This is a genomic window from Saprospira grandis DSM 2844 (assembly GCF_000275825.1).
Classification (GTDB): Bacteria; Bacteroidota; Bacteroidia; order Chitinophagales; family Saprospiraceae; genus Saprospira; species Saprospira grandis_A.
This window is the reverse complement of record NZ_JH719942.1, coordinates 1,234,624-1,260,263: the sequence shown is the minus strand read 5'-3', so window position 1 is coordinate 1,260,263 and position 25,640 is coordinate 1,234,624. Positions and strand designations below refer to the sequence as shown.

Below are 25,640 nucleotides of genomic sequence, written 5' to 3'. Positions count from 1 at the left end.
CTTGTATTCAGAAGGATTGGGTTAAAATTTAAGGAGAATTAAACTGGGGCCAAAAAAAAGCTGGTTCTAGGCATAGAACCAGCTCATATTAGCTAAAGTAATGGCTTAATCGTTTTTGGCTGCGGCATTACTTTTTAGTTGGGCGGCCAACTGGATCAATTTCACCAGTTCGGCACGGTCGCCATTGGGGTCTTGGCCTTTGGCGGAGAGGGCCCAATTTTTCACCTTATCAAAATTGGCGGTTCCCTTAAACTCTGAATCGCGGAGCAGCATACCAAAGGCGGCTACTGCGGCTGAGAAGCGGAAGTTATCGGAGGTTTGCTCTACGGCAGCCTCTTTATTGAGGTTAAACTCTAGGAGTTTACTTTTGTCGCTATCCAAAGGTTTGTAGCGCAGCTTGAGCGTCATGAGGTCGCTACTATTATTTTTGATGCTGGGGGCATCTTGGTATTTGAGCGCAGGTTGTTGGGTAACTTTTTGGGTAGAGGCCGAACCTTGTGGAATAATTTCATAGATGGCCGTAACCGTATGACCAGCGCCCAGCTCGCCTGCATCCTTGGTATCATCATCAAAGTCTTCGGCTTTGAGTAGGCGGTTTTCATAGCCGACTAGGCGGTAAGCCTTTACCCATTGTGGGTTAAATTCAATTTGGATCTTCACATCCTTGGCGATGCTAAACATATTGGCGCGCATTTCTCGCACAAAGACCTTTTGGGCCTCCTTTTCATTATCGATATAGAAATAATTACCATTACCGGCATTAGAAATCTGCTCCATGCGGTCATCCTTATAGTTGCCCATACCAAAGCCACAGATGGTGAGGTAGATATCGAGTTTGCGTTTTTCGGTAATGAGGTCCAACAAATCAGAGCTACTAGAGGGGCCGACATTAAAATCGCCATCGGTAGCGAGGATCACACGGTTGTTTCCACCTTCAATCAGGGCTTCTTGGGCTGTTTTATAGGCCAGTTCAATTCCTTGTCCACCAGCGGTAGAGCCGCCAGCTTCTAGGCGATCGAGGGCTGAAAGAATTTTATTGGCTTGGCTAGCGGGGGTAGCGGGCAGGACCAGTCCGGCGGCTCCGGCATAGGCCACAATGGCCACTTTATCCTTATCATCTAGTTGAGAGAGCAGCATTTTGAGGCCTTTTTTGAGTAGGGGGAGTTTATTGTTGTTAGACATAGAGCCAGAGCAGTCGATCAAAAAGACCAAATTAGAAGGCTTGAGTTCATCATAGTTGAGGTCTTTTCCTTGTAGGCCAATATGCAGGAGTTGATGCTCTTGGGCCCAGGGGGCTTGGCTAAGCTCCATATTTACGGAGAAGGGATGTTCGCCAGTGGGTTGGGGGTAGTCATAATCAAAATAATTGATCATTTCTTCTAGGCGGACGGCCCCATTGGGGGGAAGTTGGTTCCATTGGGTGAGGTATCGGCGGACATTGCTATAGGCGGCATTATCCACATCAATAGAGAAGGTAGATAGGGGGTTATCTTTGGCTCCAAGGAAGGGGTTTTCGATAATTTTGCCGTACTCTTCGGTATTTTGGGCAATATCGCTAAGGGTATCGCCGAGTGCATCGGGTTCTTCGGGCTCTGCTAGGTCGTCAGCGGCGGTCATTTCTTCTTTGAGGGAAGAGCGGGACTGGGTCATCATTTCGGCCTCTTTGGCTCCAGAGGGCATAGATTGGTTACAGCTTTGGCCCAAAAACAAAAAGCTGATGAGGGCCAGGGGCAAAAAGTAGGATTTCATAGTGGTTGATTTAAGTGAAGGAGAAATATCCTTTGGGGGAAAATGTTTGCTTTAGTGCATTAGATGAAGCCGAGGGGGCTTCTGGCGTTTTAAGATAAGCTTTTTTTGTGGTATTGCTGGATTGTTTTGGGGCTGCCCCGCCCTGCGGGCGGGTCGGGCCATTGCGCAGCTCGCAGGTCTGCTCGGCCCTGCAGCGGCGAAGCCGCTTTGGTCTGCCGCCTTTGGCGGCCCTGCTACAGCCCCTCAGCCTGCGGGCCTTCGGCCCTTTATAGTATTGTGTTATAAGTTTTTGCGGCCAGCCTCCCCGAGGGATTCCTTAGGGAATCCCGCAGAGGGGTGGGTGGGCGGGGACATATAGAGGCATGAGGAGCGCAGCGACGAATACCATTTAAAAGGGAGGGGGCTAAAGGGCCGAAGAAGAATGCCTTAGTAAAACTGTTTTGATGAGCGGCCCAGCGCTGCGGAGGGGTGGCCGCAGGCCAGACCGAAGGCGAAACGAAGTGAAGCCTGAAGGGCCGAACAGCCCTGTGAGCCCCGCAGCATAGCGGCGGCCGGCTAGCCGGCCGCGGGCCCCAAAAAAAGAAGAGCCAACCCACCTTTCGGCAGATTGGCTCTTCGGCATGCGGCAAAAGCTCGGCTTAACGGAGAAGCGTCACTTGGCCACGAACAGTTTGTACTTCTCCACCAGGATACTGGTAAGAGAATACGTAGATATAAACATCGCGGGCTTGCAATTCGCCATTGAGGGTACCATCCCAACCCTCGCGAGGATCGTTATTGTCGCCATCAAAAACAACTTGTCCCCAGCGGTTGTAGATCTTAAACTCGACAACCTCTACATTATCGCTCAAGCGGTAAGGCAATGGGCGGAAGCTATCGTTTTCTCCATCATTGTTAGGCGTGAAAGCGTTGGCAAATCCAGAGAATTGGACAGGTAGAAGGTTGAGGTAAAGGGTATCTGTAGATTGGCAAGATCCATTGTCGGCAACGATAACGAAAGCCAAAGGATTTTGCGTAGTATCTAGAGTCGTTACGGTAGTTTGGTAAGCGTTGGCATCGGCCACATCAGCGGCGGGAGACCAAACATAGCTTACGCCAGTTTCTGCGCCTGCGGTACCCGCGGCGATATCGATTGTGCTACCGATAGGCATGCTTGTATCCTGAACGCTAGGACTTACAATATAAGGAGCGATAACAGGGTAGCGAACCTCGGCAGTAGCGGTAGCAGAGCAACCGTTAACATCTGTAGCGCTGAGGGTATAAGTACCTTCAGTAACCCCATTGAGGTTAGTCACTGTATCGCCAGTGCTCCATAGGTAGCTGTAAGTAAATACGCCAGAGCTATCGGGCCATCCACCTTGAACATTAGCGGCAAGGTCTTCACAGTTAGTCACATCGATAGCTACTTCGGGGTCATCTTCTAGGACCACTAGGCCATCGAGGCTAGTTTCGCAAACGCCACCATCTAGAGTAACAGTTACCGAGTAAGTACCTGCAGAGAGGTTGCTTACATCTTGGGTAGTTTCTCCATTAGACCAGAGGTAAGTGATTTGGTTAGATCCAGAGCTAGCAGAATTCACTTCGATATCGTAGAAACCGTTGCTAGCGCCGACACAGATTTGCTCTTCACGAGTGACTACGCGGGCTTCGATGGTTCCACCAACAAGGTTGAAGGTAGCGCTATCTTGGCATCCACCTGCACCAGTAACAGTAACAGAGTAAGTACCGATAGATAGGTCAGATAGGTCTTCAGTGCTAGCGCCATTAGACCAAACGAAAGTATAGCTATTATCGCCAGAGACCGTCAAGTCGATATTACCATTATCTAGACCACAAATGGGGCTATTCAGATCGGCATTATCAATATTTACGGTAGAGCCTCCAACGGTATAGCTATCGGTAAAGGTACAGCCATTTTGATCTGTAATCGTTAGGCTATAGGTACCGGGCGTCAAGTTAGAGATTGTATTAACAGCAGTTGCGCCATTGCTCCATTGGTAATCCAAAGAGTTGGGGTTAGCGGGAACGGGGTCACCAGCCATAGACTGAACTGCGGTAATTTCGATAGATCCATCGGCGGGGCAGCCTGTAGCGTCTGTAATATTTACAGTAACGGTGGGGGCTTGAGCAAAAGGACCAAATACATTGATGTTATTGACTACAGACTGACAGCCATTGGCATCAGTAGCGGTAACTGTATAACTGCCCAAAGGCAAGTTAATCGCAATTGCTGTAGTTTGGCTAGCTGCGTTAGCATCCCATTGGAAGCCATAAGGAGCAGTACCGCCAACAGCACTTACTTGAGCGGCACCGTCTAGGGTGTTCCAGCAAGAAGTACCAATAAGTGTATCAAGGCTAGCTACAAACTCGGCAGGCTCGGCAATAGTAATTGTATCCGAGTAAGCTACACAACCGAAAGAGTCGTAAGCCACTGCATAGTAAGTATCGGGCATAAGGCTAGAGAAGCTAGCGGTATCGGGCGTATTGACGAAAGCAATTTGGCTATCGGCAGCATTATAGAGGGTAAAGTCATAATTGGGGCCCAAGTCACCTTGCGTACCCAATAGTTGGATCATACCATCATTGGCTTGGTAGCAGCTAATATCCATACTGCCCACTGTCGATACTTGGGTGGGATTGACACAAGGAGTCGTACAGCAAGTAAATAGGGTAGCGGCATTATCGGGGCAAAGTCCAGCACCACCTAGGGCACGAACTTGAATTTGGAAGCATTCTCCATCGCGGAAGCCAGTGACCAATACACTGTCTTGAGCCAAAGGAACAGCTACCCAAGTAGCGCCAGAATCTAGGCTATATTCCCAGCCAGTAGCGCCAGTAGAACCGCTCCATTCAAAGAGAATTTCACTGGTGTAATTTGTGGGGTTACCACAGCTTACCACAGGAGCAGGAATAGTCGTATTGATAACAATCTCTGTAGAGTCTACCATAGGACAACCCGCTTCGATTACCGTACCGTAGTAGGTGGTCGTACCAGCAGGGAAGACCGAAGGAGAATCTGTAGAATCATTGATGATTGCTACATTAGGCGACCAGTCATAGACCAATAGCGGCTGAAGGATACAGTTGCTAAAGGTAATTACTGGACGAATAGAAGTTGTTGTGGGTGTACCCAAAGAACCAGGAAGACAGCCACTCACTCCATCGGCAAAATCACCGATTCCAGAGACATATGGAGTCGTTTCTGCGGCCACATCATCATCAGAAGTCCAGTTACCATTATCAAAGCAGAACTCCACCAATAGGCTAGAAGTACCATCCCATTCGTAAGGGCTGCTAAAGGGAATTAGGTTAGCTCCTGCAACAGTGGTATAAGTACCGCTGTAAACAACAGTGGAACTAGGGGGGGTTAGGAAAGTTGTTCTCCCCGAAGAAATAGACGTTAGGGTAGTACAGGCCAAAGAAACAGTAAAGTTACTAAAAGGTAGTGAGCTTCCCTTAGCCACTACGTTTAGTGTCATGTCGTTAAGCAGGCCAGGTTGTACTCCAGCGGCCAACAATTCGCTAGCGGGAATAATCATCTGAAAACGACTATCCTCAAAAAAGCCACGGAAAGGCTGGTCAGAGGTAGTTGTAGCCGTACCAACAGTCACCTGTTGTTGAGGGCCACCGCAAGGACCAGGGTTCGGTCCACAAGCACCAGAGCTCATTCCGCCAGAACCAGTACCATAGTTCATGGCCAATACGATTGTATCGCCAGGACAAATAGTATCGGCAGCAGGAGTAATATCGGGAACTCCCGTGCGGAACTTCAAGCCAATAGTATCACTACCCACACAAGCTCCATAAGCATATTCTACATAATAAGAAACCGAGTCGCCAGGGGTACCCACAAGTGAGCCTGTAGGACTAGCGACATTCGTTGCGCTAAGGTCATTCACTCGAGTAGCTGGAGAAGAGGTCCATGTCCAGTTACCATTGACTAAGTCAATACCAGGTCCAGTTGCATTGGTGGTAAAGTTCAAAGCATTGGGCTGACCATTCTGACAAAGTGAAGTGTCAGAGGCCAAGCTCGTCACATCTAGTGGCAAGTCAACCAAGGCAATACTTACCGTATCCGTAGTTATACAACTTGCTCCAGTAACGGGGTCAGGAGTAGTAATAAACTGTACCTCATAAGTAACGACATCACCAGCTACTGTAGAAGCAGGAACACTGGCAATAGGGTTACGAATAGTATCATCGCTAAGTGGAGCCGTAGGTCCTCCAATCTGTACCCAGTTAAAGCTACCTGCTACAGAGCCACCTGGGCCCAAAGAGAAGGTCTGTGCACCTAACTGAATATCTTGAGCCACACCGGCACAAATAGAAGTATCACTAGCCGTAACATTTACCCCAGGAATTACTAGGCTAAAGCCAAGGTAAGCCGGAAGCGGAATGGGGCAAGCATTATCCGTTACCGCAATGGTAAAGTTATTTACCCCAATTTGAGCATTACAAGTACGAATCTGTACGTATAGCTCTAAAGAGTCAGGGCGAGTAGGGTCAGGATTAAACTGGAAAATGCTAAAGTTAGCAGGTCCAAATACAGTCCCAATATTGGAGTTGTTCGGATCCAAAGAAAGGGTATCGCCATCAGGGTCTACCGCAGTAATCTGAAACTGTAGGGTATCACACTGACAAGTAACAAAAGAGCGGTTAGTGGTATCATAGGTTCCTCCACCCGATACAATAGGCTCCGTATTAGTTACCCCTGTATTCGTACAGTTGTTTAATACTACCACTTGCATATCACGCATGATCGTACTAATCGTATCGCCATTGCGCACCTCATAAACTCTTACCCCAGCGACAGAGGTCTGGGCAATGCTAGGCGTAAAGGTCATCTGCCCTGTGTTGGTATTAAATACCATACCGTTGGCCGGTGTAGTAAAGAAAGGCTGAGCCGCAGTAGCTCCCCCCTGAAAAATATAAGGATCAGCAGGACCAGTCTGGAAAGGCGTGATCATCTCATAAATTAAAGAGTCTCCATCTACATCAATGGCCCCATGATTAAAGGTAAAGGGCTGGCCTGCACAGATATAAGGCGTAGGCAAAGAGGTAAATCGAGGCGAATTGTTACACAAGCCCCCAACATTGTTAATCGTCGTCTCAATCGCCATCGATTGGCTACCGGCATTGTCTCCATTCGTAATGTTACTGTTTCGACAACAGGTATTCCAAGACACTACCCAAGAATCACATTCTGAAGGCAAGCTGACCGTAGCCGTGTATTCATAAACCTGAGTACCCTGAATCGTCCCCGCACCACCACAAGTGGTGTTAGGCAACTCATCTGGACAAACAGGGGTAATCTCATCACCAAAACGACTTCCCGCATTAAAGGTGATATTAGGCTGCGCCAAACCACAGTTTGGCGCCGTTAAACTTACCGATAAACTGGTAGGCATAGAAATACCATCGCAATCTCGGTATAGTTGAAATGTTACCTGATACTGGTTGTTCCCCAGACAGGTATAGTAGACATCTCCACCAACAATGTGGCTGGCTTGTGCTTCTCCTGCCGAAAATAGCAAGAAAAACAAGGGTAGAAATAGACCTAAGGCCCACCTACTCAGAGACGTAATACTCCAATGTAAACTTTTGTATTCCAAGGCTATATTACATTTGAAGGGTTAAATAAAAAATGGTTTCAAATCCACTAATAAAGTGCTAAAATGCAGTCGCATAGGCCCTTTAAAAGTTATTAACAAAGTTAGCATTTTAATAATAAAAATTTAAAATCAACGACCAATTCTGCAAATTTTAATCATATCTACAGCAGGCCCTTACCCAATAAAAAAATAAAGGCCCAGCTATTAAAACTATTATTTTTGCCTTTACGCTGCTTACTGTAAAACATTTGTTGCCGCCCGCTCTTCCCAAAAAGACAAGCCCCAAAGCCTATTTCGAAAATGCTTCCCAAAAGTTAAGTCTTTAAGGATCGAGCCTCTTTGGCCATCCCAAAAGTCAAAACAAAAAGTTATCTTCGCAGCATTTCTCTAAGCCGAATCTTGATTATGTACACGATCTTCCACGGACCCCACCACATCCAACTCCTTGAAGGCCCCCAAATCTGGAAGGCCGAGCAAATTAAAGCTCTCCTCCTTAGCTTTGAAGCGGACAGTCCTCCTCAAAAACGAATTATTCCCGCCAAAGGACTAGAGGACCTCTGGAAAACGCTATTGGCCCAATTCCATTACCTAGAAGCCGCAGGAGGGCTGGTCCATTACCAAGACGATATCCTCGCTATCTACCGCTTCAACCGCTGGGACCTCCCCAAAGGTAAAATCGAAAAAGGAGAATCTCCCGAACAAGCCGCTCTCCGAGAGGTAGAGGAGGAAACTGGCCTGGCCGCTCTCAAACTCGGCCCCAAATTACCTTCTACTTATCATATTTACTGGAACCCCCACAAGTCGCTCTGGTCGCTCAAAAAAACGCATTGGTTCCAAATGAAGGCCCTAACCAACGGCCCCCTCATCCCCCAAACCGAAGAAGGTATCGAAGACTTAGCCTGGCGACCCCTCCAAGCCCTGAAAACCGAAGCGAATACTTACGCTAGTATCGCCCAACTGCTTAAATCTTGCTAAATGGCGCTCGCTCTACTCGCTCTGGGCTCCAATATGGGCCACCCCAGAGATTTTCTGCAGTTTGCCCTAAATGAACTAGCCCAATTGGGCCAAATTACCGCCCAATCCGATGTCTACCTCACCGCCGCCTGGGGCCTAGAAGATCAAGCCGATTTCGAAAATATGGCCCTGGCCCTGCATTGCAAACTCGCCCCAGAAGAACTCCTCAAGGCTTGTTTGACTATAGAAGCCAAGGCTGGCCGTATCCGCAAACAAAAATGGGGGCCCCGCTGCCTAGATATCGATATTATTTTCTACAATCAAGAACAAATTGATTTACCTCAACTCCAAATTCCACACCCCCAACTCCATAAACGCCGATTTGTTCTTGCCCCTCTGGCCCAAATCGCCCCCCAATTTATTCACCCCAAACTCCAACTCTCTGTTCAAGATTTATTAACGCTCTGTCAAGACCCTCTTCCCGTTCAAAAAATAGCCTCCCAAAACTAACATCATGCAAATCGCTAACGGTAATTATATTGTTATTGAAGGAAATATCGGTACCGGCAAAACCTCTTTCTCCGAGCTGCTGGCCAAAGACCTTAATGCCCGCCTGATCCTCGAAGAGTTTTCCGATAATCCCTTCCTCCCCCTCTTCTACAAAAATCCCGAACGCTACGCCTTCCCCGTAGAACTCTTCTTCATGACCGAAAGACACAAACAACTCCAAGAGGTCCTGATGAATCCCGACCTCTTCCAACAATACACCATAGCCGATTATGTTTTCTCCAAAACCCTGCTCTTCGCCGGCCAAAACCTCCGCGGAGAAGAACTCCGCCTCTTCCAACGCCTGTTTACTACCCTCAATTCTATCTTCCCCCAACCCGACCTACTGGTCTACCTCCACCGATCGGTCCCCGAACTAATCCGACAAATTAAGAAGCGCAACCGCAGCTACGAACAAGATATCGCCCCCGATTACCTCAAGAAAATCCAACAGGCCTATTTCAATTTCTTCCGCCTCCAAAAAGACCAAATTCCCATCCTGGTCCTCGATGTAGAAGGGATGGATTTTGTCCACAATCCCGAGGATTACCAACTCTTACTCGACCTCATCGCCCAACCCTACGAAAAAGGCCTGCATTTCTGGAAAGGTAGAGCAGAAGGATTCTAATCCTTTTTTGGGGCCTGCCGCCTGCGGCGGCCGGGCCCTTGCAGGGCTCGCAGGTCTGCTCGGCCCTGCGCCAGCAAGCTGGCTGGGTCTGCCGCTGCGCGGCCCCCTTGCAGGCCCCTAGGCCAAGTCGCTTCGCTCCTTTGCGGCGGCTTCGCCGCCTGCTAGCTGTGGCTGCAGGTTGAAACCAGCAGCCATACAACACCCCCATTCTACATCTATAGTGCGGAGAGGATTAAAATCCTCTACCGCTTTGAACAAGGATTGTTTTTTTCTTGGAGCGAACCTTTTTCATTTTCCAGCAAACAAGGGCTTTAGCCCGCTCTTTGCTCAGTCTACAACCATGGGCTTCAGCCCATGGGCCCAAAACAATTCTACACTAAAAAACAATTGCTATTATTTCTCCCCCATAAATTTCATAGGAACCCTAGGGCCAAGGCCCTAGGCTATCGAAAAAATCGCCATCCCCTCATTCGAGGGGATTTGCTGTTCCACTAGGCTCCATCAGCAAAGAAGGGCTAAAATGTTTATTTATGGAGGGTTTCAACCCTCCATTGAACACAAAAATGCATTCGTTAATTGGCTGTAGGTTTCAACCTACAGGCCCATATAGCAGGCCCCTAGGGCCGCAGGCCACAACAAGCCCTTTAGGGCGCAGTTCGACGACCAAAGGGAGTAACCGATGTGCAGGGGTGGCCGAAGGCCAGACCAAGGCGGCAAAGCCGCCGCAGGGCCGAGCGACCCGACCAACGGGAGCCGACGCAGCGAAGCAAGTAACAGCGAGCCCCGACAACCAGCCTCGAAGAGGCGCCAGTTCGACGAAGTAAACGACAACAAGGACTTTAGGCCGCAGTTCGACGACCAACGGGAGTAACCGCCCGCCAAAGGCGGGAGGCCTATACAAAACAGCTATCAGCTTTCATATCTTAGATCTGCCAACTATTCTTCTAATAGTTTTGTTCATATCTTAGATTTACCAACTTTTTTTCTAAAAAGTCATCTCCAGGATTAAGCTTTAAGGCCTCTAGCAAATGATATTCAGCTAAATACAAAGCATAGGGCATGTACAGAAGACAATTTCTCAGTAAAATACAACAGTCAAAATGTGCTTGATATTTTTTTTCACTGCTTTTTGAATGCCATAAAGGGTAAGCATAAAATGCATAGTAAACCATCTGATAATCACTATAACTCCATATAGTAATTGCAACCTTTCTCCAAAAGGCTGCTTGCTCTTCTTTTTTCTCACTTTCGGGCGTTTTAGTCCGATCTAACTCTGCCCAAACCTCTCCAAATCTGCCTTCCTGAATAAGTTTAATCATTTTTTTAAAGCGAATCTCTTCTAGAATTTCAAGTAACATTGTCTAAGAGTTTTTCTAACTGTAATTTATTTTCTTCTTTATCAGGCGCAAGAGCCAAAGCCTCTCTTAAGTGATAAATGGCCGTCATTTTGCCTCCTCCCATGATGTCATTCATTTCTGCAGAAAGTATGTGGCCTAAGGTTTCATGTATAGCCAAATGCTTCTCTATTGGCCAACAGGATAATAAATAAACAAAAAAACCATAACAACTTATTGCGGGACCTTCTTCTCTAAGCTGTGCAATGATGATAGACGTCATTTTCTCTAAGCTCCAATCTTTGGCTACAACCATTGCATTCTCATATTCTGCAAAGAATACACATTCTACAAATTTTTCCTCTTTCATTATCTATTTATTTTAGTGCGGAATCCTTTACCCAAGGTCTCCGATTCATCTCAGTATCTTAAAGCTACATTTTTTTTGGGGCCTGCCGCCTTCGGCGGCCGGGCCCTTTCAGGGCTCGCAGGTCTGCTCGGCCCTGCGCCAGCAAGCTGGCTGGGTCTGCCGCTACGCGGCCCCCTTGCAGGCCCCTAGGCCGAATGGAAGTTCTGCGCTTCGGGCGCTAGGGTTAAATGGCAGGTAGTTACCTCATTTACACCCTTGAAAATAGCAAATGGTATACATTCAGCTTTTCTCCATCTTCATTTTCTGAATTTGATACCACTTTATACAGTAAAGATTCATCAACCAGCTCAAAGCCCTCATCCAAAAGTAAGTGCAGTATTAACTTCTCTTCTTCTGTAATGTCTGTTGTGCTGTTTTCACTGACAAACTCAAATTCAACATCAGGCTGTCGAATCAAAACTGCATACTTTCCCACCATAGACATCATTAAAAGATGATTTGAGGTCTTTGTTTTTATACTAAAAGCAAAGCTTGCGTCATAGTTGATATCTGTAATGTCAAGCAGACTTAGGTAGCTTGACATTTTGGCTATTAGGTTTCGATATGGATTTTGGTCATAAGTTTTAATGATGAATAAATAATCTGGATCATCTAGATTGCCATACTTTGAACGTATGTCTGATATTGTTTTTTTTAGCTTACTCATAGTTGTATTATTTTTCTGGGCCAGCAGGATGCCCATGGATTTCACCTTTAGAATTTTGATGTACTCGAACTTTTGTTTGTACTCCTCCTTTTGGGCCGACACCTATATTTTTTCCAAATTCATAATCTTTAACAATTGCACCACTATTTTTTTGTTTTTTAACAACGGTCCCTTTTTCCCAAGCCTCCAGAGTTAATTTTTTAGCACTTTCCATGTCTTCAAAATACGATGTAGCTTTATTGCCTTTTAATCTATTGTTAAATTGAGGAGTGCCTTTTACATGGCCCGCTTGTTTTTGATGATTTATTTTAGGTATTATATTCTTAATATGGTCACCTTTTTTAGCATGATTCTCTAGCTCTTTAGGGCCATTGTTTAAACCTCCTTTCCTGGCTATCTTTTTAGCCGCTAACTGCTCTCGTTTATACTCCCTAATCAGCTTTTCATATTCCGCTTTAGGAATTTTATCCCCCTCGTCGTATTTCCCTAGTTTTCCTTTCTGTAAACGGACAAAGTCTTCATCATCTGGAATATAAACTTTAGGGGGAGTCTTTCCTTCCTCTGTTTTTGGGGCCTGTAGTTCTGGCGCCTCTTGTTTGCCCAGCTCCTTTTCTAAGGGAATTTCCTCTTTGAGTTCGGGCTCTTTTAGCTGAGGTTCCTCTAGTTTTGGGGGCTCTGCTTTTGGTGTTTCTACTTTTGGGGCTTCATTATTTTGAATTGGCGGACTTTCTTTAGCTGCTTTGGGGCCTTCTGGAACTTGCTTTTGTAGTTCTTTTAGCTTTTCAAGTTCTTTAGGAGGTGCTTGCAGTTTGGGCGGCTGAACGCCAAAGGGAGCAAGTTCATCGGTATGCTTAAGTATATCTTCTAAGCCTCCACCAATTTTTTTCCCTGCCTTTAGTAAATCCCCAGCAGGCAAAAAGCCAATCATAGCAATAGCAATATCCGTTGGATGTCCCCCCGCAATTGCTTTCCCTAAATCAATAACATCTAAAACAACCCCAAAAGGAGTGAAGCCAATAGCTATTTCTGCCCCAATTTTGGCCCAATCCCAGAAGGAACTGCCTTCAGCAGTTATTCTATCTGCCTTAACAGGGATGGGTTCTACCATCGGGGCGGTCCAGATATGCTCGAGCCATTGCCCATTCTCATATTGGTAGCGCTTTCCGTCTGCATCTTCATATTGCTGGCCTTCTATGGCTTCTTCTGGACAATGTTTGCAGTTTTGGATTTCCTCCTCAATATTCTTAGCGGGCTGTCCTCCTGCGGCTAATTGCTGCTCTAATGCGGCAGTAAACTCATGCTCTTCCTGCCAACTAAATGCAAGGGAAACCTGATCTAAGCCCCGAGATAGATCCGAAAACTGAGGAATATGGACCTCCCAGCTTCCGTCTAGTTGCCCGCTAAGTTCTATCTGATCAATAGGCTCAAAAGAGACATAGCGCTGAAAAAAGCCAGAAAGCAGAAGGTTCATTTCTTCTACTCCAGTGGGGCCCATTTCCAAACGATTGATGTAGGCCTCGCCAAATCCTTCTTCTGCAATATTGGGCGAAAAATAATAGGGCTCTGTAAGCCAAAATTGCCGCTCTTCGCCCTCCTCTAATGGAAGTTCTTCTCGGCTAATTTTACGGCCTAAAACATGAAGTTGTTGTACAGCAGTTAACTGACCATCATAGTCTGTCTGTCTGTCTGTCTGTCTGTCTGTGGTCTTGCATGGACATTTAGTTATCGCTTAAATAATAGTCAAATATAAAAATAGATAATTTAAAACCATAGATTAAAATCGCAGAATTGACTTTTTTTGTTAAAACTTTAGTTCAGTTCTTTCCTCAAAAGGAGCCAAGACCTTCTGGCCTTGGTTCCTTTTTTGTGCCAAATCTTCCCAAAAAGGACTGAAATAAGGGCGAGGAGTACTGAACCCCCTCAGCAGGACTTAGTGAGCTCCTCGCTTGTATTTGTATAGCTCCTCAATAGTACTTGTCCAAGTCCTCGCTTGGGGCAGGGGAGGTCCTTTAGAGGGCTTCTGTAGCTCCTCTTTTGGGCCTATTCAAGTCCTCTATACTATAGGTCTAGTTGCTCTAGAGGACCTCTATAGGTCCTCCTTTGGAGCAGTTCAAGTCCTGCCGATGACTAGCCTAAGTCCTCCTCTTTAGGTAGAAGAATGGTCCTGAGGACTAGGAGGCCAGCTCTAGAGGATTAGAGCTGCCCCTCAAGAGGATTTGATTAGGTCCTTGGGAGGACTAAGACAAGCCCTCGCTTGGAGGTAGAAGAATAGTCCTAATGATTAGGAATAGCCCTTGGGAGGACTAAGGCTAGCCCCCTAGAGGGCTAGCCAACCCCCTGCGAATGGGTATGGGAACCCCTCTCGATGGGTATGGGAACCCCTCTCGATGGGTATGGGAACCCCTCTTGATAGGTATGGGAACCCCTCTTGATGGGTATGGGAACCCCTCTTGATGGGTATAGGAACCCCTCCTGATGGGTATGGGAACCCCTCTTGATGGCTAAAAGTAGCTCTCCACAACAGAAAAAGGCCCAAAACCTAAGTTTTGGGCCTTTCCTTATTGGGTCCTACAGGCCCCGAAGGGGCCGCAGGCCTAGGGATGGTAACTGGGGCGGCGTAGCCGCAGACCCAGGGGCTGAAGCGAAGCGGAAGCCCCGCAGGGCCGAGCAGACTTGCGAGCCAGTGCACAGCCCGGCCGCCAAAGGCGGCAGGCCCCTAAATATCATAATTCAAGACCGGCATCAACCAGCGTTCGGCCTCTTCAACCGTCATGCCCTTGCGGGCCGCATAGCTTTCTGTCTGATCCTTTTCGATATTGCCCAAGCCAAAATAGCGGGCCTCTTCTTGGCCAAAATACCAACCACTCACGGCAGCGGCGGGATACATGGCATAGCTCTCCGTCAGGCGAATGCCAATGCGCTCCTCCACCTCTAGCAGGGCGAACAAGCTTTGTTTTTCGGTATGTTCTGGGCAGGCGGGATAGCCTGGTGCGGGACGGATTCCCTGGTAGTTTTCGGCAATTAAGGCTTTATTATCTAAAGTCTCATCTGCTGCATAGCCCCAATAGTTTCGGCGGACCTCAGCATGAAGATATTCAGCAGCAGCCTCGGCCAAGCGATCGGCCAAAGCCTTGAGCAAAATGGCGTTGTAGTCATCATGAGCAGCCTCAAATCGGGCCACATGCTGTTCTATGCCAATGCCTGCAGTAACGGCAAAAGCCCCGATATAGTCAGTCTTTCCGCTAGCTTTAGGGGCTAAGAAATCGCTGAGACAATAGTTGGGTTTTCCAGCTGCCTTTTGGCGTTGTTGGCGCAGATGGTGCAAGCGCATCGGCTCCGCTTCTGGCCCATTGGGATAGACTAAAATGTCATCATCATCTATGGAATTGGCGGCAAAAAGACCACAAACGGCCTTGGCCTGCAACCAGTTTTCGGCAATGATTTGGTCTAGCATCTTCTGGGCATCCGCATAGAGAGATTTAGCCTCTTGGCCCACCACCTCATCCTCTAAAATAGCGGGAAACTTACCGGCCAGTTGCCAACTGCTAAAGAAGGGCGTCCAGTCGATATAGTCTCGAAGGGTGGCCAAATCTAGTTGGTCAAGGACCGTAATGCCCATTTTGTTGGGGACCACCGGCTCTATTTTGGACCAATCTAAAGCGAGTTTATTCTCTCTGGCCTTCTTTAGGCTCAGGTAGCGTTTGGCGGAGGTCCGTTTGGCACGCTGCAGACGGATTCGTTCCTGTTCGGCCAAAACCTTCTCCATATATGCGGATTTATTTTCCTCTTTAGCCAAGAGCGAAGCGGCTACGGTAACTGCTCTAGAGGCATCTAAAACATGTACAGAAGGGCCACTATATTTTGGTGCAATTTTTACGGCGGTATGAGTTTTAGAGGTGGTTGCGCCACCAATCAATAGTGGCATTTTCATGCCCAAACGCTCCATTTCTTTGGCCATATGGACCATTTCATCTAAAGAAGGAGTAATCAAACCGCTAAGGCCAACAATATCTACTTGTTCTTCTTGGGCCTTTTTGAGAATTTCATTGGCGGGAACCATAACGCCCATATCAATGATCTCAAAGTTATTGCAGGCCAAGACCACCCCTACAATATTTTTCCCAATATCGTGCACATCCCCTTTGACTGTAGCCAGAAGGATTTTGCCTCTAGTTGATTGGCCAGCAGATTTCTCGGCCTCAATAAAGGGGGTAAGATGAGCAACGGCCTGTTTCATCACTCGGGCGGATTTCACCACCTGAGGGAGGAACATCTTTCCTGCGCCAAAGAGGTCGCCTACAATATTCATCCCCGACATCAGTGGTCCTTCAATGACATCTAGGGGGCTACTATATTGTTGTCGGGCTTCTTCGGTATCTTCTACCACAAACTTGGTAATTCCCTTAACTAGAGCATGGGAAAGGCGATCTTCAACGGGCACTTCTCGCCAGCTGAGGTCCTCTTGGCGCTTCTTGCCGCCTTGGCCCTTGAGCTGTTCGGCATAATCGGTTAGGCGTTCTGTAGCATCGGGGCGGCGGTTGAAGATGAGGTCCTCCACAAGAGTTAATAGTTCTTTGGGAATATCTTCATAGACCTCAATCATACCGGCATTGACAATGCCCATATCCATACCTGCTTGGACCGCATAGTACAAAAAGGCCGAGTGGATAGCTTCTCGAACGATATTATTTCCACGGAAAGAGAAAGAGAGATTACTCACCCCACCACTAATTTTGACCAAAGGCATGCGGCGTTTAATTTCCTTAGTGGCTTCAATAAAGTCTACCCCATAATTATTATGTTCTTCGATACCGGTTCCGATGGCGAAAATATTGGGGTCGAAGATGATATCTTGGGGGGGGAAGCCGACCTCTTCTGTCAAGATTTTGTAGGCGCGGCTACAAATCTCCACTTTGCGTTCCATAGTATCGGCTTGGCCTACTTCATCAAAGGCCATGACTACGGCGGCGGCGCCATATCTGCGGACCAATTTAGCTTGTTGGAGAAAAGCCGCTTTGCCTTCTTTTAGCGAGATAGAATTGACAATAGCCTTGCCTTGCACGCAGCGGAGACCGGCCTCAATCACTTCCCATTTAGAAGAGTCGATCATAATGGGCAGGCGGGCGATATCGGGTTCGGAGGCGATAAGGTTGAGGAAATAGCTCATGGCCTCTACCGAGTCGAGCATTCCTTCATCCATATTCACATCAATAATTTGGGCGCCGCCTTCTACCTGTTGTTGGGCTACAGAGAGGGCCTCTTCATAGTTGCCATTTTTGATTAGGCGGGCAAACTTGCGGGAGCCCGTCACATTGGTCCGTTCTCCAACATTGATAAAGTTGAAGCCGGGGCGGACAATCAGGGGTTCTAGGCCAGAATAGGCCGAGAGTTGCATAGGAGCGGGCTTTTTGCGTATGGGCAACTTGGCCACCACCTCTACCATTCGGCGGATATGCGCTGGCGAAGTACCGCAGCAGCCTCCTACGATATTGATAAAGCCACTTTGGGCAAAATCTTCAATGAGTAGGCCCATTTCTTGGGCGGTTTGGTCATATTCTCCCATTTCGTTGGGCAGTCCTGCATTGGGGTAGGCACTAATATAGCAATGAGCAATATTAGAAAGTGCTTCGATATGCGGGCGCATTTCGGCTGCGCCCAGGGCGCAGTTGAGGCCAACAGAAAACAAGTTGGCATGGCTAACCGACAGCCAGAAGGCTTCTACTGTTTGGCCCGAAAGGGTACGGCCAGAAGCATCGGTAATGGTTCCGGATACCATAACGGGATAGGCAATGCCTACCTCCTCACAATACTGATCGATAGCAAAGAGGGCTGCTTTACAGTTGAGGGTATCAAAAACAGTTTCGACTAAGAAGAGGTCGGCGCCACCTTCGGCTAGGGCTTTGGCCTGTTCATAATAGGCGGCCCGTAGTTGTTCGAAGTTAATGGCTCGATAGCCGGGGTTATTTACATCTGGGGAGAGCGAAGCCGTGCGGTTGGTGGGGCCCATAGCGCCGGCCACAAAGCAAAACTTCTCTGGGTTTTCGGCATTAAAGGCATCTACGGCGGCGCGGGCGCATTGGGCCGAGGCATAATTGAGTTCATAGACCAGTTCCTGCATATCGTAATCTTCCTGAGAGATAGCGGTAGCGTTAAAGGTATTGGTCTCGATAATATCGGCTCCGGCTTCTAGGTAGGCCTTATGGACCTCCGTGACCAGATGGGGTTGAGTAATAGAGAGCAAATCATTGTTGCCCTTCAAATCGCGATGGAAGTCGGCAAAGCGTTCTCCGCGGTAGTCGGCTTCTTGCAATTTGTACTGTTGTAACATGGTCCCCATAGCTCCATCAATGACCAAAATCTGCTGTTCGATCCGTTCGTGCAGGCGTTGCATTGCCATTTGTTGATGCGTAGGACGAAGTGTTAGACTCATGTGCGTACGTTAATCTTGTGAAATAAAGGCCTCCTGCTCATCAGGAGGCTTGGATTGGCTACAAATATAGTGGCCCGAGTTTAAAAAAAGGCGAATCGACTTTGTTCTTATTTTAAGTAGTTTTTTTTAAAAAAAAACTGAGGCTAGGGGCTTGGCTGCGCAAAAGGCCCAGCGCTGCGCAGCGGTGGCCGCAGGCCAGACCCAGCGGGCGAAGCCCGCGCAGGGCCGAGCAGACCTGCGAGCCGCAGAGCATAGCGGCGGCCAGCTAGGCTTTGCCTAGCTGGCCGCGGGCCCCAAAATAGCATAAAAAAAAGCTCCCTCGAGAAGAGGAAGCTTCTGGTTTATAGGGTCCAGTCCATGAGTTTTTTGAGCCATTTGATGCCCAGTTTATAGGGGGCATATCGGACGGGGTCATCGATGAGGAAGCTACGTTTGAGCACTGATTTCTGGTGAGAAAAGAGTTGGAAAGAGCTTTGGCCATGATAGGCGCCGATGCCGCTATCGCCTACTCCGCCAAAGGGGAGGTTGGGGTTGACAATATGCAGTAAGGTATCGTTTACGCAGGCGCCGCCGGCAGAGGTTTCGGCCAAAACGCGTTCTACATGCTTATCATTTTTGCTAAAGATATAGAGGGCCAGGGGTTTGGGGCGTTGGTTAATAAACTCGATAGCGGCGGGCAGGCTATCGTAGCTAATGATGGGGAGAATGGGGCCAAAAATTTCCTCCTGCATGAGGGGGCTGTCCAGATCGACCTCCGTCATCAGGGTAGGGGAGAGGTAGCCTTCATTTTCCTCATAATCGCCGCCGGCGGCAATTTGGCCATCTTTGAGGTAGGCAATCAGGCGGTTAAAATGGGCGGCATTGATAATTCGGGCCAGGCTATCGGATTGTTGGGGGGTATTGCCATATGCCTTTTTGATTTGGCGTTTCATTTCGGCAATTAGGGGCTCCTTTACGGCCTTATCCACCAGCACATAATCGGGAGCGATACAAGTTTGTCCAGCATTAGTAAACTTGCCCCAAACGATGCGTTTGGCGGTAGCTTTGAGGTCTGTATCGCGGTCTACTAAACAGGGACTTTTGCCGCCTAGCTCCAGGGTAACGGGGGTAAGGTGTTGGGCAGCTGCTTGATAAACGATTTTGCCCACCTTGGTTCCGCCCGTAAAGAAAATATAGTCGAAACGTTCTTTGAGTAGGGCTTGGGCCACTGGCACGCCTCCTTCTAGGCAGGCCACATAATGTGGGGGAAAAGCTTCTCGGATAATCTCTGCGGAGATGGCCGAAGTTGCTGGGGCCAGCTCTGAGGGCTTGATAATAGCGGTGTTTCCGGCGGCCAGGGCGCCAATAAGGGGGGCAAAAAGCAGTTGGAAAGGGTAGTTCCATGGGCCAATAATCAGGCTCAGGCCATAGGGCTCGGAGCGGATCTCGCTGCCTGCATTAAAGAGGAAAAGGGGGGTGCCCACCTTTTGGGCCTTCATCCATTTGGGCAGTTGTTGGATGGCCTTTTTAAGCTCGACCAAAACAAAGCCCAGTTCGGTTGAGTAGGCTTCAAACTCATGCTTGCGCAGGTCGCTATGCAAGGCGGCTAAAATCTCCTGTTCTCGTTCTACAATCTTTTGGTGCAGGCGTTCGAGCTGGGCCTTTCTAAACTGTAGGGATTTGGTTTGTTGGCTAGCAAAAAAGCTGCGTTGTTGGGCCAGTAATTCGGGGATTTGGTCCAGATTAGGGTCTTCTAATAAATGGCTAGAAGAGATCATATAGATTGATTTTGGTGATGACAAAAGATAAGCAAAAAAATAAAAAGTAGGGCTTATAGATTCATATTAAGGAGGATTTGGGGCTGCCCTGGCCTTTGGCCAGGTCGGGCTGTGCGGGGGCTCGCAGCTCTGCTCGGCCCATCGCTTTTTTCGCTTTGCTCAAAAAGCTCGGTCTGGCCTTCGGCCACCCCCTACCATCCCTCAGCCTGCGGGCCTTCGGCCCTGTAGAACGCAATAAATTTTGGCTCCAGCCAACATCTAGGGCGCTTGAATACTTATTTCTTCCTATCTTAGCGGTTGAAATTCCACCCCAGAAGATAAAATTTAGCTATATTCTTTGGCCATTGGGGCAAAAAGATTTTTCTTTGACCCCCTAAAGCTACCCAAAGAAGTAGAACAACTTCACTGTAATTGTAAATTATTCCTAAAATGGCAACGACTTCAGACATTCGTAAAGGGATGTGCCTAGAGCACAACCATGATACCTATATCATTGTTGAATTTCAGCATGTAAAGCCCGGAAAAGGAAACGCCTTTGTTCGGACCAAAATTAAGAGTTTGACTACGGGTAAAGTGCTTGATCACACCTTCCCCGCGGGCCACAAAGTACAGGATGTACGCGTAGAGCGTCGTCAGTACCAATTTCTCTATGAGGCCGATAAGCGCCTCAACTTTATGAACCAAGAGACCTATGAGCAAATCGACATTGAGCGCGAGATGCTAGATGGCGTACAGTTCCTTAAGGAAGGAGAGGTTTGTGAAGTACTCTTTCATGCCGAAAAAGAGATTCCTTTGGCGGTCATGATGCCTCAATACGTGTTTTTAAAAATTACTTATGTAGAGCCTGGCGTAAAAGGCGATACGGCTACCAACACCCTTACTCCTGCCGAAGTAGAAACAGGGGCAGAAGTACGTGTACCTCTATTCATCAAGAATGGAGACCTCATTAAGATTAACACCGAAACAGGTGAATATATGGAGCGTGTCAAAAATTAAGGCGCTGGCTCCGGCCCAAAGCGCAATGCCGATTAGTTTAGCATTGCGCTTTTTTGTTTATAAAACACCTTTTATCTAGCCTAAGAAACCTCGCCTACTAGGGAGGATTCTGCTAAAAACTTATAGTTATGGAGTTTGACCAGATTAAAGAGCTGATTAAGTTGCTACAAGGCACTACTGTGGGGGAATTTAAATATGAAACGACAGAAATGAGCCTGTCGATTCGGACCAAGGACTACCAAAAGGTACGCACCGAAGTGATTTCTCCCGCGCCCATGATGCCTACTATGGGCGCTATGCCTATGGCCGCTCCTGCAGCTCCCACTGTGGCCCCTCAGCAAGAAGGAGCCCCAGCTCAAGAGAAAAGCCAAGATGCTGGCGAACTAAAAGATAATGTCAATTATCTCGAAATCAAATCGCCTATGGTGGGGACGTTCTACCGCTCTTCTTCTCCAGAAAAACCACCTTTTGTTAAGGTCGGAGACGTAATTGGACCAGATGATACGGTTTGCCTCATTGAAGCCATGAAACTCTTTAATGAAGTGAAATCTGAGGTAACTGGCCGCGTAGTGAAGGTTTTGGCCGAAGATGCTAGCCCCGTAGAATACGAGCAGGTGCTTTTCCTTGTAGAGCCCCTCGTCTAAGTCTAGCCGCTAGAACATCTTTGCTATTCATCCAAAACCAATTGTATGTTTAAGAAAATACTTATTGCTAACCGTGGCGAAATCGCCTTGCGTGTTATCCGAACCTGTAAGGAGATGGGGATCAAAACGGTCGCTATTTACTCTACAGCCGATCGCGATAGCCTGCATGTGCGCTTTGCCGATGAGGCCGTCTGTGTAGGGCCTGCTGCAAGTAGCGATTCTTATCTCAATATTGCCAATATTATGGCTGCGGTAGAAATTACCAATGCCGATGCGATTCACCCCGGTTATGGCTTCTTAGCCGAAAATGCCCACTTTGCCGAAATCTGTACGGAGTATAATGTCAAGTTTATTGGCCCAACTCCCGAACAGATTAACAAGATGGGAGATAAAATTACGGCTAAAGATACCATGATTAAAGCGGGCGTCCCTGTGGTGCCCGGCTCCGATGGCTTGGTCAAAGACTTTAAAACAGCCCAAAAAACCTGTGAAGAAGTAGGCTATCCCGTTATGCTTAAAGCTACAGCCGGTGGTGGTGGAAAAGGTATGCGCCTGGTCTGGAAAGAGGCCGATTTGCAAGCCGCCCTAGAAGCTGCCCAAAAGGAGGCTAAAGCCGCCTTTGGCAATGATGGGATGTATATCGAGAAGTTTGTGGAAGAACCCCGACATGTCGAAATCCAAATTGCTGGCGACCAATACGGCACCGTTTGCCACCTCTCTGAACGAGAATGCTCGATCCAACGCCGCCACCAAAAGCTAGTAGAGGAGTCGCCTTCTCCTTTCCTTACCAATGAGCTCCGTGAAGCGATGGGCCAAGCCGCTATCAAAGCCGGCGAAGCCATTAACTATGAAGGAGTCGGAACTGTAGAGTTTTTAGTCGATAAACACCGCAATTTCTACTTTATGGAGATGAATACCCGCATCCAAGTAGAACATACGGTCACCGAAGAAGTCATTGATTATGACCTCATCGCCGAACAGATTAAGATTGCTATGGGCGAACGCCTCTCTGGAGAGAATTACTACCCCCAAATGCACGCTATCGAATGCCGAATCAATGCAGAGGATGTCTATCATGATTTCCGCCCTTCTGCAGGCAAAATTAAGTCCTTCCATAGCCCTAAAGGCCATGGCGTCCGCGTTGATACGCATGTGTATTCTGGCTATAATATTCCGCCCTACTATGACTCCATGATCGCTAAGCTGATTTGCCGCGCTCGAACACGAGAAGAGTGCATTTCTAAGATGCGCCGCGCCCTAGATGAGTTTGTGGTAGAAGGCGTACATACTACGGTGCCTTTCCATCGCCAATTGATGGATAATGAAGACTTTATCAAAGGTGATTTTACCACCAAGTTTCTAGAAACTTTTGATTTAAAGCCCGCTAAGCCCAAAAAGAAGAAAAGAGGACATTAGGTTGCTCTTTTGACTATAAATAGCCGCTTCCGTTTTAGGGAGGGGCTATTTTTTTGGGGCTGCCCCAGCCTGCGGCTGGGTCGGGCCATTTCGCAGCTCGCAGGTCTGCTCGGCCCTGCAGGCTTTTTCGCTGCGCTTCAAAAGCCTTGGGTCTGCCGCCTTTGGCGGCCCTGCTACAGCCCCTCAGCCGCGTCGCTGCGCTCCTTTGCGGCGGCTTTGCCGCCTGTAGGACCTAAAACTGCAGTAGCCTAAGTTGTTTGGGCAATAACTGAAAATGCAGTTGGTTGCCAGAGCGAATAATGGGGTCGCCATCAATGCTCAAAGGCCAGTGGCCCGGCAACTTCAGTTGAATATCTTGAATAGATTGGGGGCTTGTTTTTGGGCCATTTAATAGGGCTTGGGGAAACAGCAGCTGGCCCAGATGGGCTTTCTTCTCTTGGCTGCTCCAGCTAAAGCTTTCGTTTTTTTGTTGCAGGCCCACGGCAAAGTTAAAGAAGGGGGCTAGGGCTTGCTTTTGGCCATTGAGGGCAATTTCTGTTGGGCCAATTTGGCTTTGCTGCTTCCAGCTTTGAAAAAACTGCCATTTGGTGAGTAGGCGAATATTTTTTGGGGCTCTTTTTTGTAGGCTTTGATAATATTGGGCCAGCCAGCCCATTTGGACCAAATGAATAAAATAGCGTTGATAGGTTTTTTGTCCTCTTTTCCAGCTCAGTAGGCCCACATCTTGGTAGCTCAGTTGGGGGTTGCGCATGCCTTGGGCCAGCCCTTTCCAGGGGCGGTATTTGGTCCTTGCTGCGGCATAGTGGTTGCCCCAACCTAGGGGTAAATGGGCCAAAGAGAGTTCCTCTACAGGCCGAAAAGACTGCCCTAAGAGGGCATTGGCGGCAGCATTTAGGCTACCATCGCCACCTAAAACCAGAAAATTTTGGCCACCTTCTTTGAGGTAGACTTGTATTTGCTGCAACATTTCTTGGCGGTTGCGGACATCTTGGCCCTCATAGGCTTGGCCGCTGGCCTTAATTTGCCGCTCTATTTTGGGCCAAAGCTTTAGTGCAGTAGCTTGGCGGGCCTTGGGGTTGCGTAAGATGTACCATTTCATAAAAGAGCGGCTTTGGGTATAAAATTGGGCCAGGGGCGGGCTTGGCCTAGCGATGTGCAGCAGTGGCCGTCAGGCCAGACCCAGGCAGCTTTGCTGCCGCAGGGCCGAGCAGACCTGCGAGCTGCGAAACGTAGCGCCGCAAGCGCAGCGCAGCGGAGGCCCCAAAAAATAAATAAAAAGGTAAACATAAAAAAGGAGAGGAGGTTGTTTTGGGCGGCGCTAATTCTGGCAGGAAAAAACTATAACAAAAAGGGATAAAAAGCCAAAGGATACAGCTAGCTGCTGGAAAATGCTTATTTTTGGGGTCAAAATAAAAAGCAGTTTACTATGTTTAAGTCAGTCACATTTATTGTCAGTCTATTTTTGGTCTTGGGATTTGGCGCTTGCCAAAACGAAGCGGCACCTCAGGAGTCTGCGCAGGAAGAAACGGCAGCCGCCCCCGCAGAAGAGCAGCATGGGCATCATGAGGGGCATGGGGCTGTGCCCGAGCCATTGACGGAAGAGGGCCTACATTATGGGCTAGAAAAAATTGATGGAGCTGGGGCCAAAACGGCGGCAGAAGTTGTTGCGGCTTTGCAGGCGGAAGACTTGGGCATGATTGCATGGGGCGAGGGCCAAGAATCGCCTGGTGTAGAAAATATAAAAGTGGAGGGAGAAATTGTGGAGATGTGTAAAATGTCGGGTTGTTGGTTTACGCTCAAGACAGCCGAGGGCCAAGAATTGATTGTGAGCACAGCGGAGCATAAGGCTTTGCCCAAAGAATTTATGGGGCAAACTGTTGTGGCTGAGGGACTTGCCTTTAGAGTGGATGTGTCGGCTGAGGAGCTACAAGCCCAAGCTCAGGCCGATGGGCAGAGCGAAGAAGAGGCGGCAAAAATTACGGAAGGGCAGTCTGAATTTAACCTCATTGCCAAGGGCGTGATGTTGAAAAAGTAAGTTTTTTTGAAAAAAGGGCTAAAATATTTTGGACAAAAGAAATTCTTGCCTATTTTTGCAACCGCTTAGGGAGGAAAACATTTCGGTTTTAACCTTAAGTTTGGATTGATTTCGTAGCTCAGCTGGTAGAGCATTTGACTTTTAATCAAAGGGTCCCGGGTTCGAACCCCGGCGAAATCACAACATATAATATAGAGGCTAAATTTCTGGATTGATTTCGTAGCTCAGCTGGTAGAGCATTTGACTTTTAATCAAAGGGTCCCGGGTTCGAACCCCGGCGAAATCACAAGAAAAGTTTATATAGAGTTTAGCCTTTTAGGTTGATTTCGTAGCTCAGCTGGTAGAGCATTTGACTTTTAATCAAAGGGTCCCGGGTTCGAACCCCGGCGAAATCACGCAAACCGCTTCCAATTTTGGAGGCGGTTTTTTTTATGTCTATTTTAGACTATTTGCCTCAATTTCA

General features: G+C 48.0%; 16 protein-coding genes and 3 tRNA genes. 10 read left to right on the top strand and 9 right to left on the bottom strand.

What is annotated here, in order from left to right:
- Positions 1-105 precede the first annotated feature (105 nt).
- The gene (locus SAPGRDRAFT_RS05750; RefSeq protein WP_002657918.1) at positions 106-1,749 is read right to left on the bottom strand and encodes a vWA domain-containing protein; all 1,644 of its coding nucleotides are present in this window, start codon (positions 1,747-1,749) and stop codon (positions 106-108) included.
- A gap of 638 nt (positions 1,750-2,387) precedes the next feature.
- A complete protein-coding gene (locus tag SAPGRDRAFT_RS05745) occupies positions 2,388-7,361 on the bottom strand; it encodes a gliding motility-associated C-terminal domain-containing protein (RefSeq protein WP_002657917.1) in 4,974 nt (1,657 codons plus the stop codon).
- Positions 7,362-7,766: 405 nt separating this feature from the next.
- Here SAPGRDRAFT_RS05745 and SAPGRDRAFT_RS05740 point away from each other — a divergent pair, with 405 nt between their 5' ends.
- From SAPGRDRAFT_RS05740 to SAPGRDRAFT_RS05730, 3 genes are read left to right on the top strand one after another with little or no spacing between them, the layout of a single operon-like run.
- The gene (locus SAPGRDRAFT_RS05740; protein ID WP_002657915.1) at positions 7,767-8,336 is read left to right on the top strand and encodes an NUDIX hydrolase; all 570 of its coding nucleotides are present in this window, start codon (positions 7,767-7,769) and stop codon (positions 8,334-8,336) included.
- On the top strand, positions 8,337-8,825 hold the full coding sequence (gene folK, locus SAPGRDRAFT_RS05735) for a 2-amino-4-hydroxy-6-hydroxymethyldihydropteridine diphosphokinase (protein ID WP_002657914.1): 489 nt from the start codon (positions 8,337-8,339) through the stop codon (positions 8,823-8,825).
- Between the two features lie 4 nt (positions 8,826-8,829).
- On the top strand, positions 8,830-9,489 hold the full coding sequence (locus SAPGRDRAFT_RS05730) for a deoxynucleoside kinase (RefSeq protein ID WP_002657912.1): 660 nt from the start codon (positions 8,830-8,832) through the stop codon (positions 9,487-9,489).
- Positions 9,490-10,433: 944 nt separating this feature from the next.
- Here the strand turns inward: SAPGRDRAFT_RS05730 and SAPGRDRAFT_RS05720 are convergent.
- From SAPGRDRAFT_RS05720 to SAPGRDRAFT_RS05695, 6 genes are all read right to left on the bottom strand, one after another.
- Positions 10,434-10,847 carry a hypothetical protein gene (locus SAPGRDRAFT_RS05720; RefSeq protein WP_002657910.1) on the bottom strand — a complete coding sequence of 138 codons (414 nt, stop codon included), beginning with the start codon at positions 10,845-10,847 and terminating at the stop codon, positions 10,434-10,436.
- Positions 10,837-11,193: a hypothetical protein gene (locus tag SAPGRDRAFT_RS05715; RefSeq protein WP_002657908.1), complete on the bottom strand. Its 357-nt coding sequence runs from the start codon at positions 11,191-11,193 to the stop codon at positions 10,837-10,839. Before SAPGRDRAFT_RS05715 ends, SAPGRDRAFT_RS05720 begins: the two co-directional genes overlap by 11 nt.
- Positions 11,194-11,440: 247 nt before the next feature.
- Positions 11,441-11,899 carry a hypothetical protein gene (locus SAPGRDRAFT_RS05710; RefSeq protein ID WP_156001852.1) on the bottom strand — a complete coding sequence of 153 codons (459 nt, stop codon included), beginning with the start codon at positions 11,897-11,899 and terminating at the stop codon, positions 11,441-11,443.
- 7 nt (positions 11,900-11,906) lie between these two features.
- Positions 11,907-13,394 carry a hypothetical protein gene (locus SAPGRDRAFT_RS05705; RefSeq protein WP_002657905.1) on the bottom strand — a complete coding sequence of 496 codons (1,488 nt, stop codon included), beginning with the start codon at positions 13,392-13,394 and terminating at the stop codon, positions 11,907-11,909.
- Between the two features lie 1,221 nt (positions 13,395-14,615).
- Positions 14,616-18,290, bottom strand: coding sequence for a methionine synthase (metH, locus tag SAPGRDRAFT_RS05700; protein WP_002657903.1), 3,675 nt, complete (start codon positions 18,288-18,290; stop codon positions 14,616-14,618).
- Between the two features lie 380 nt (positions 18,291-18,670).
- Positions 18,671-20,086 (bottom strand): aldehyde dehydrogenase, encoded by a 1,416-nt coding sequence (locus SAPGRDRAFT_RS05695; RefSeq protein ID WP_002657901.1) that lies wholly within the window; start codon positions 20,084-20,086, stop codon positions 18,671-18,673.
- A 429-nt stretch (positions 20,087-20,515) separates the two neighbouring features.
- Between SAPGRDRAFT_RS05695 and efp the strand changes: the two genes are divergently transcribed.
- From efp to accC, 3 genes are all read left to right on the top strand, one after another.
- Positions 20,516-21,082, top strand: coding sequence for an elongation factor P (gene efp, locus SAPGRDRAFT_RS05685; protein WP_002657900.1), 567 nt, complete (start codon positions 20,516-20,518; stop codon positions 21,080-21,082).
- Positions 21,083-21,210: 128 nt separating this feature from the next.
- Complete coding sequence (accB, locus tag SAPGRDRAFT_RS05680; protein WP_002657898.1) at positions 21,211-21,726, top strand: acetyl-CoA carboxylase biotin carboxyl carrier protein; 516 nt, start codon at positions 21,211-21,213, stop codon at positions 21,724-21,726.
- A gap of 45 nt (positions 21,727-21,771) precedes the next feature.
- Positions 21,772-23,142: an acetyl-CoA carboxylase biotin carboxylase subunit gene (gene accC, locus SAPGRDRAFT_RS05675; protein WP_002657896.1), complete on the top strand. Its 1,371-nt coding sequence runs from the start codon at positions 21,772-21,774 to the stop codon at positions 23,140-23,142.
- A gap of 232 nt (positions 23,143-23,374) precedes the next feature.
- Here the strand turns inward: accC and SAPGRDRAFT_RS05665 are convergent, their stop codons facing one another.
- Positions 23,375-24,241: a diacylglycerol/lipid kinase family protein gene (locus tag SAPGRDRAFT_RS05665; protein WP_002657894.1), complete on the bottom strand. Its 867-nt coding sequence runs from the start codon at positions 24,239-24,241 to the stop codon at positions 23,375-23,377.
- A gap of 327 nt (positions 24,242-24,568) precedes the next feature.
- On the opposite strand from SAPGRDRAFT_RS05665, the gene SAPGRDRAFT_RS19815 reads away from it, so the two are divergent.
- The 4 genes from SAPGRDRAFT_RS19815 to SAPGRDRAFT_RS05640 all read left to right on the top strand — a co-directional run bounded on the left by SAPGRDRAFT_RS19815 (position 24,569) and on the right by SAPGRDRAFT_RS05640 (position 25,572).
- Positions 24,569-25,177: a DUF4920 domain-containing protein gene (locus tag SAPGRDRAFT_RS19815; RefSeq protein WP_002657893.1), complete on the top strand. Its 609-nt coding sequence runs from the start codon at positions 24,569-24,571 to the stop codon at positions 25,175-25,177.
- A gap of 107 nt (positions 25,178-25,284) precedes the next feature.
- Positions 25,285-25,357: transfer RNA gene (locus SAPGRDRAFT_RS05650), tRNA-Lys, on the top strand.
- A 33-nt stretch (positions 25,358-25,390) separates the two neighbouring features.
- Positions 25,391-25,463: transfer RNA gene (locus tag SAPGRDRAFT_RS05645), tRNA-Lys, on the top strand.
- Positions 25,464-25,499: 36 nt separating this feature from the next.
- Positions 25,500-25,572 (top strand) — tRNA-Lys (locus SAPGRDRAFT_RS05640).
- The last annotated feature ends 68 nt before the right edge of the window (positions 25,573-25,640 follow it).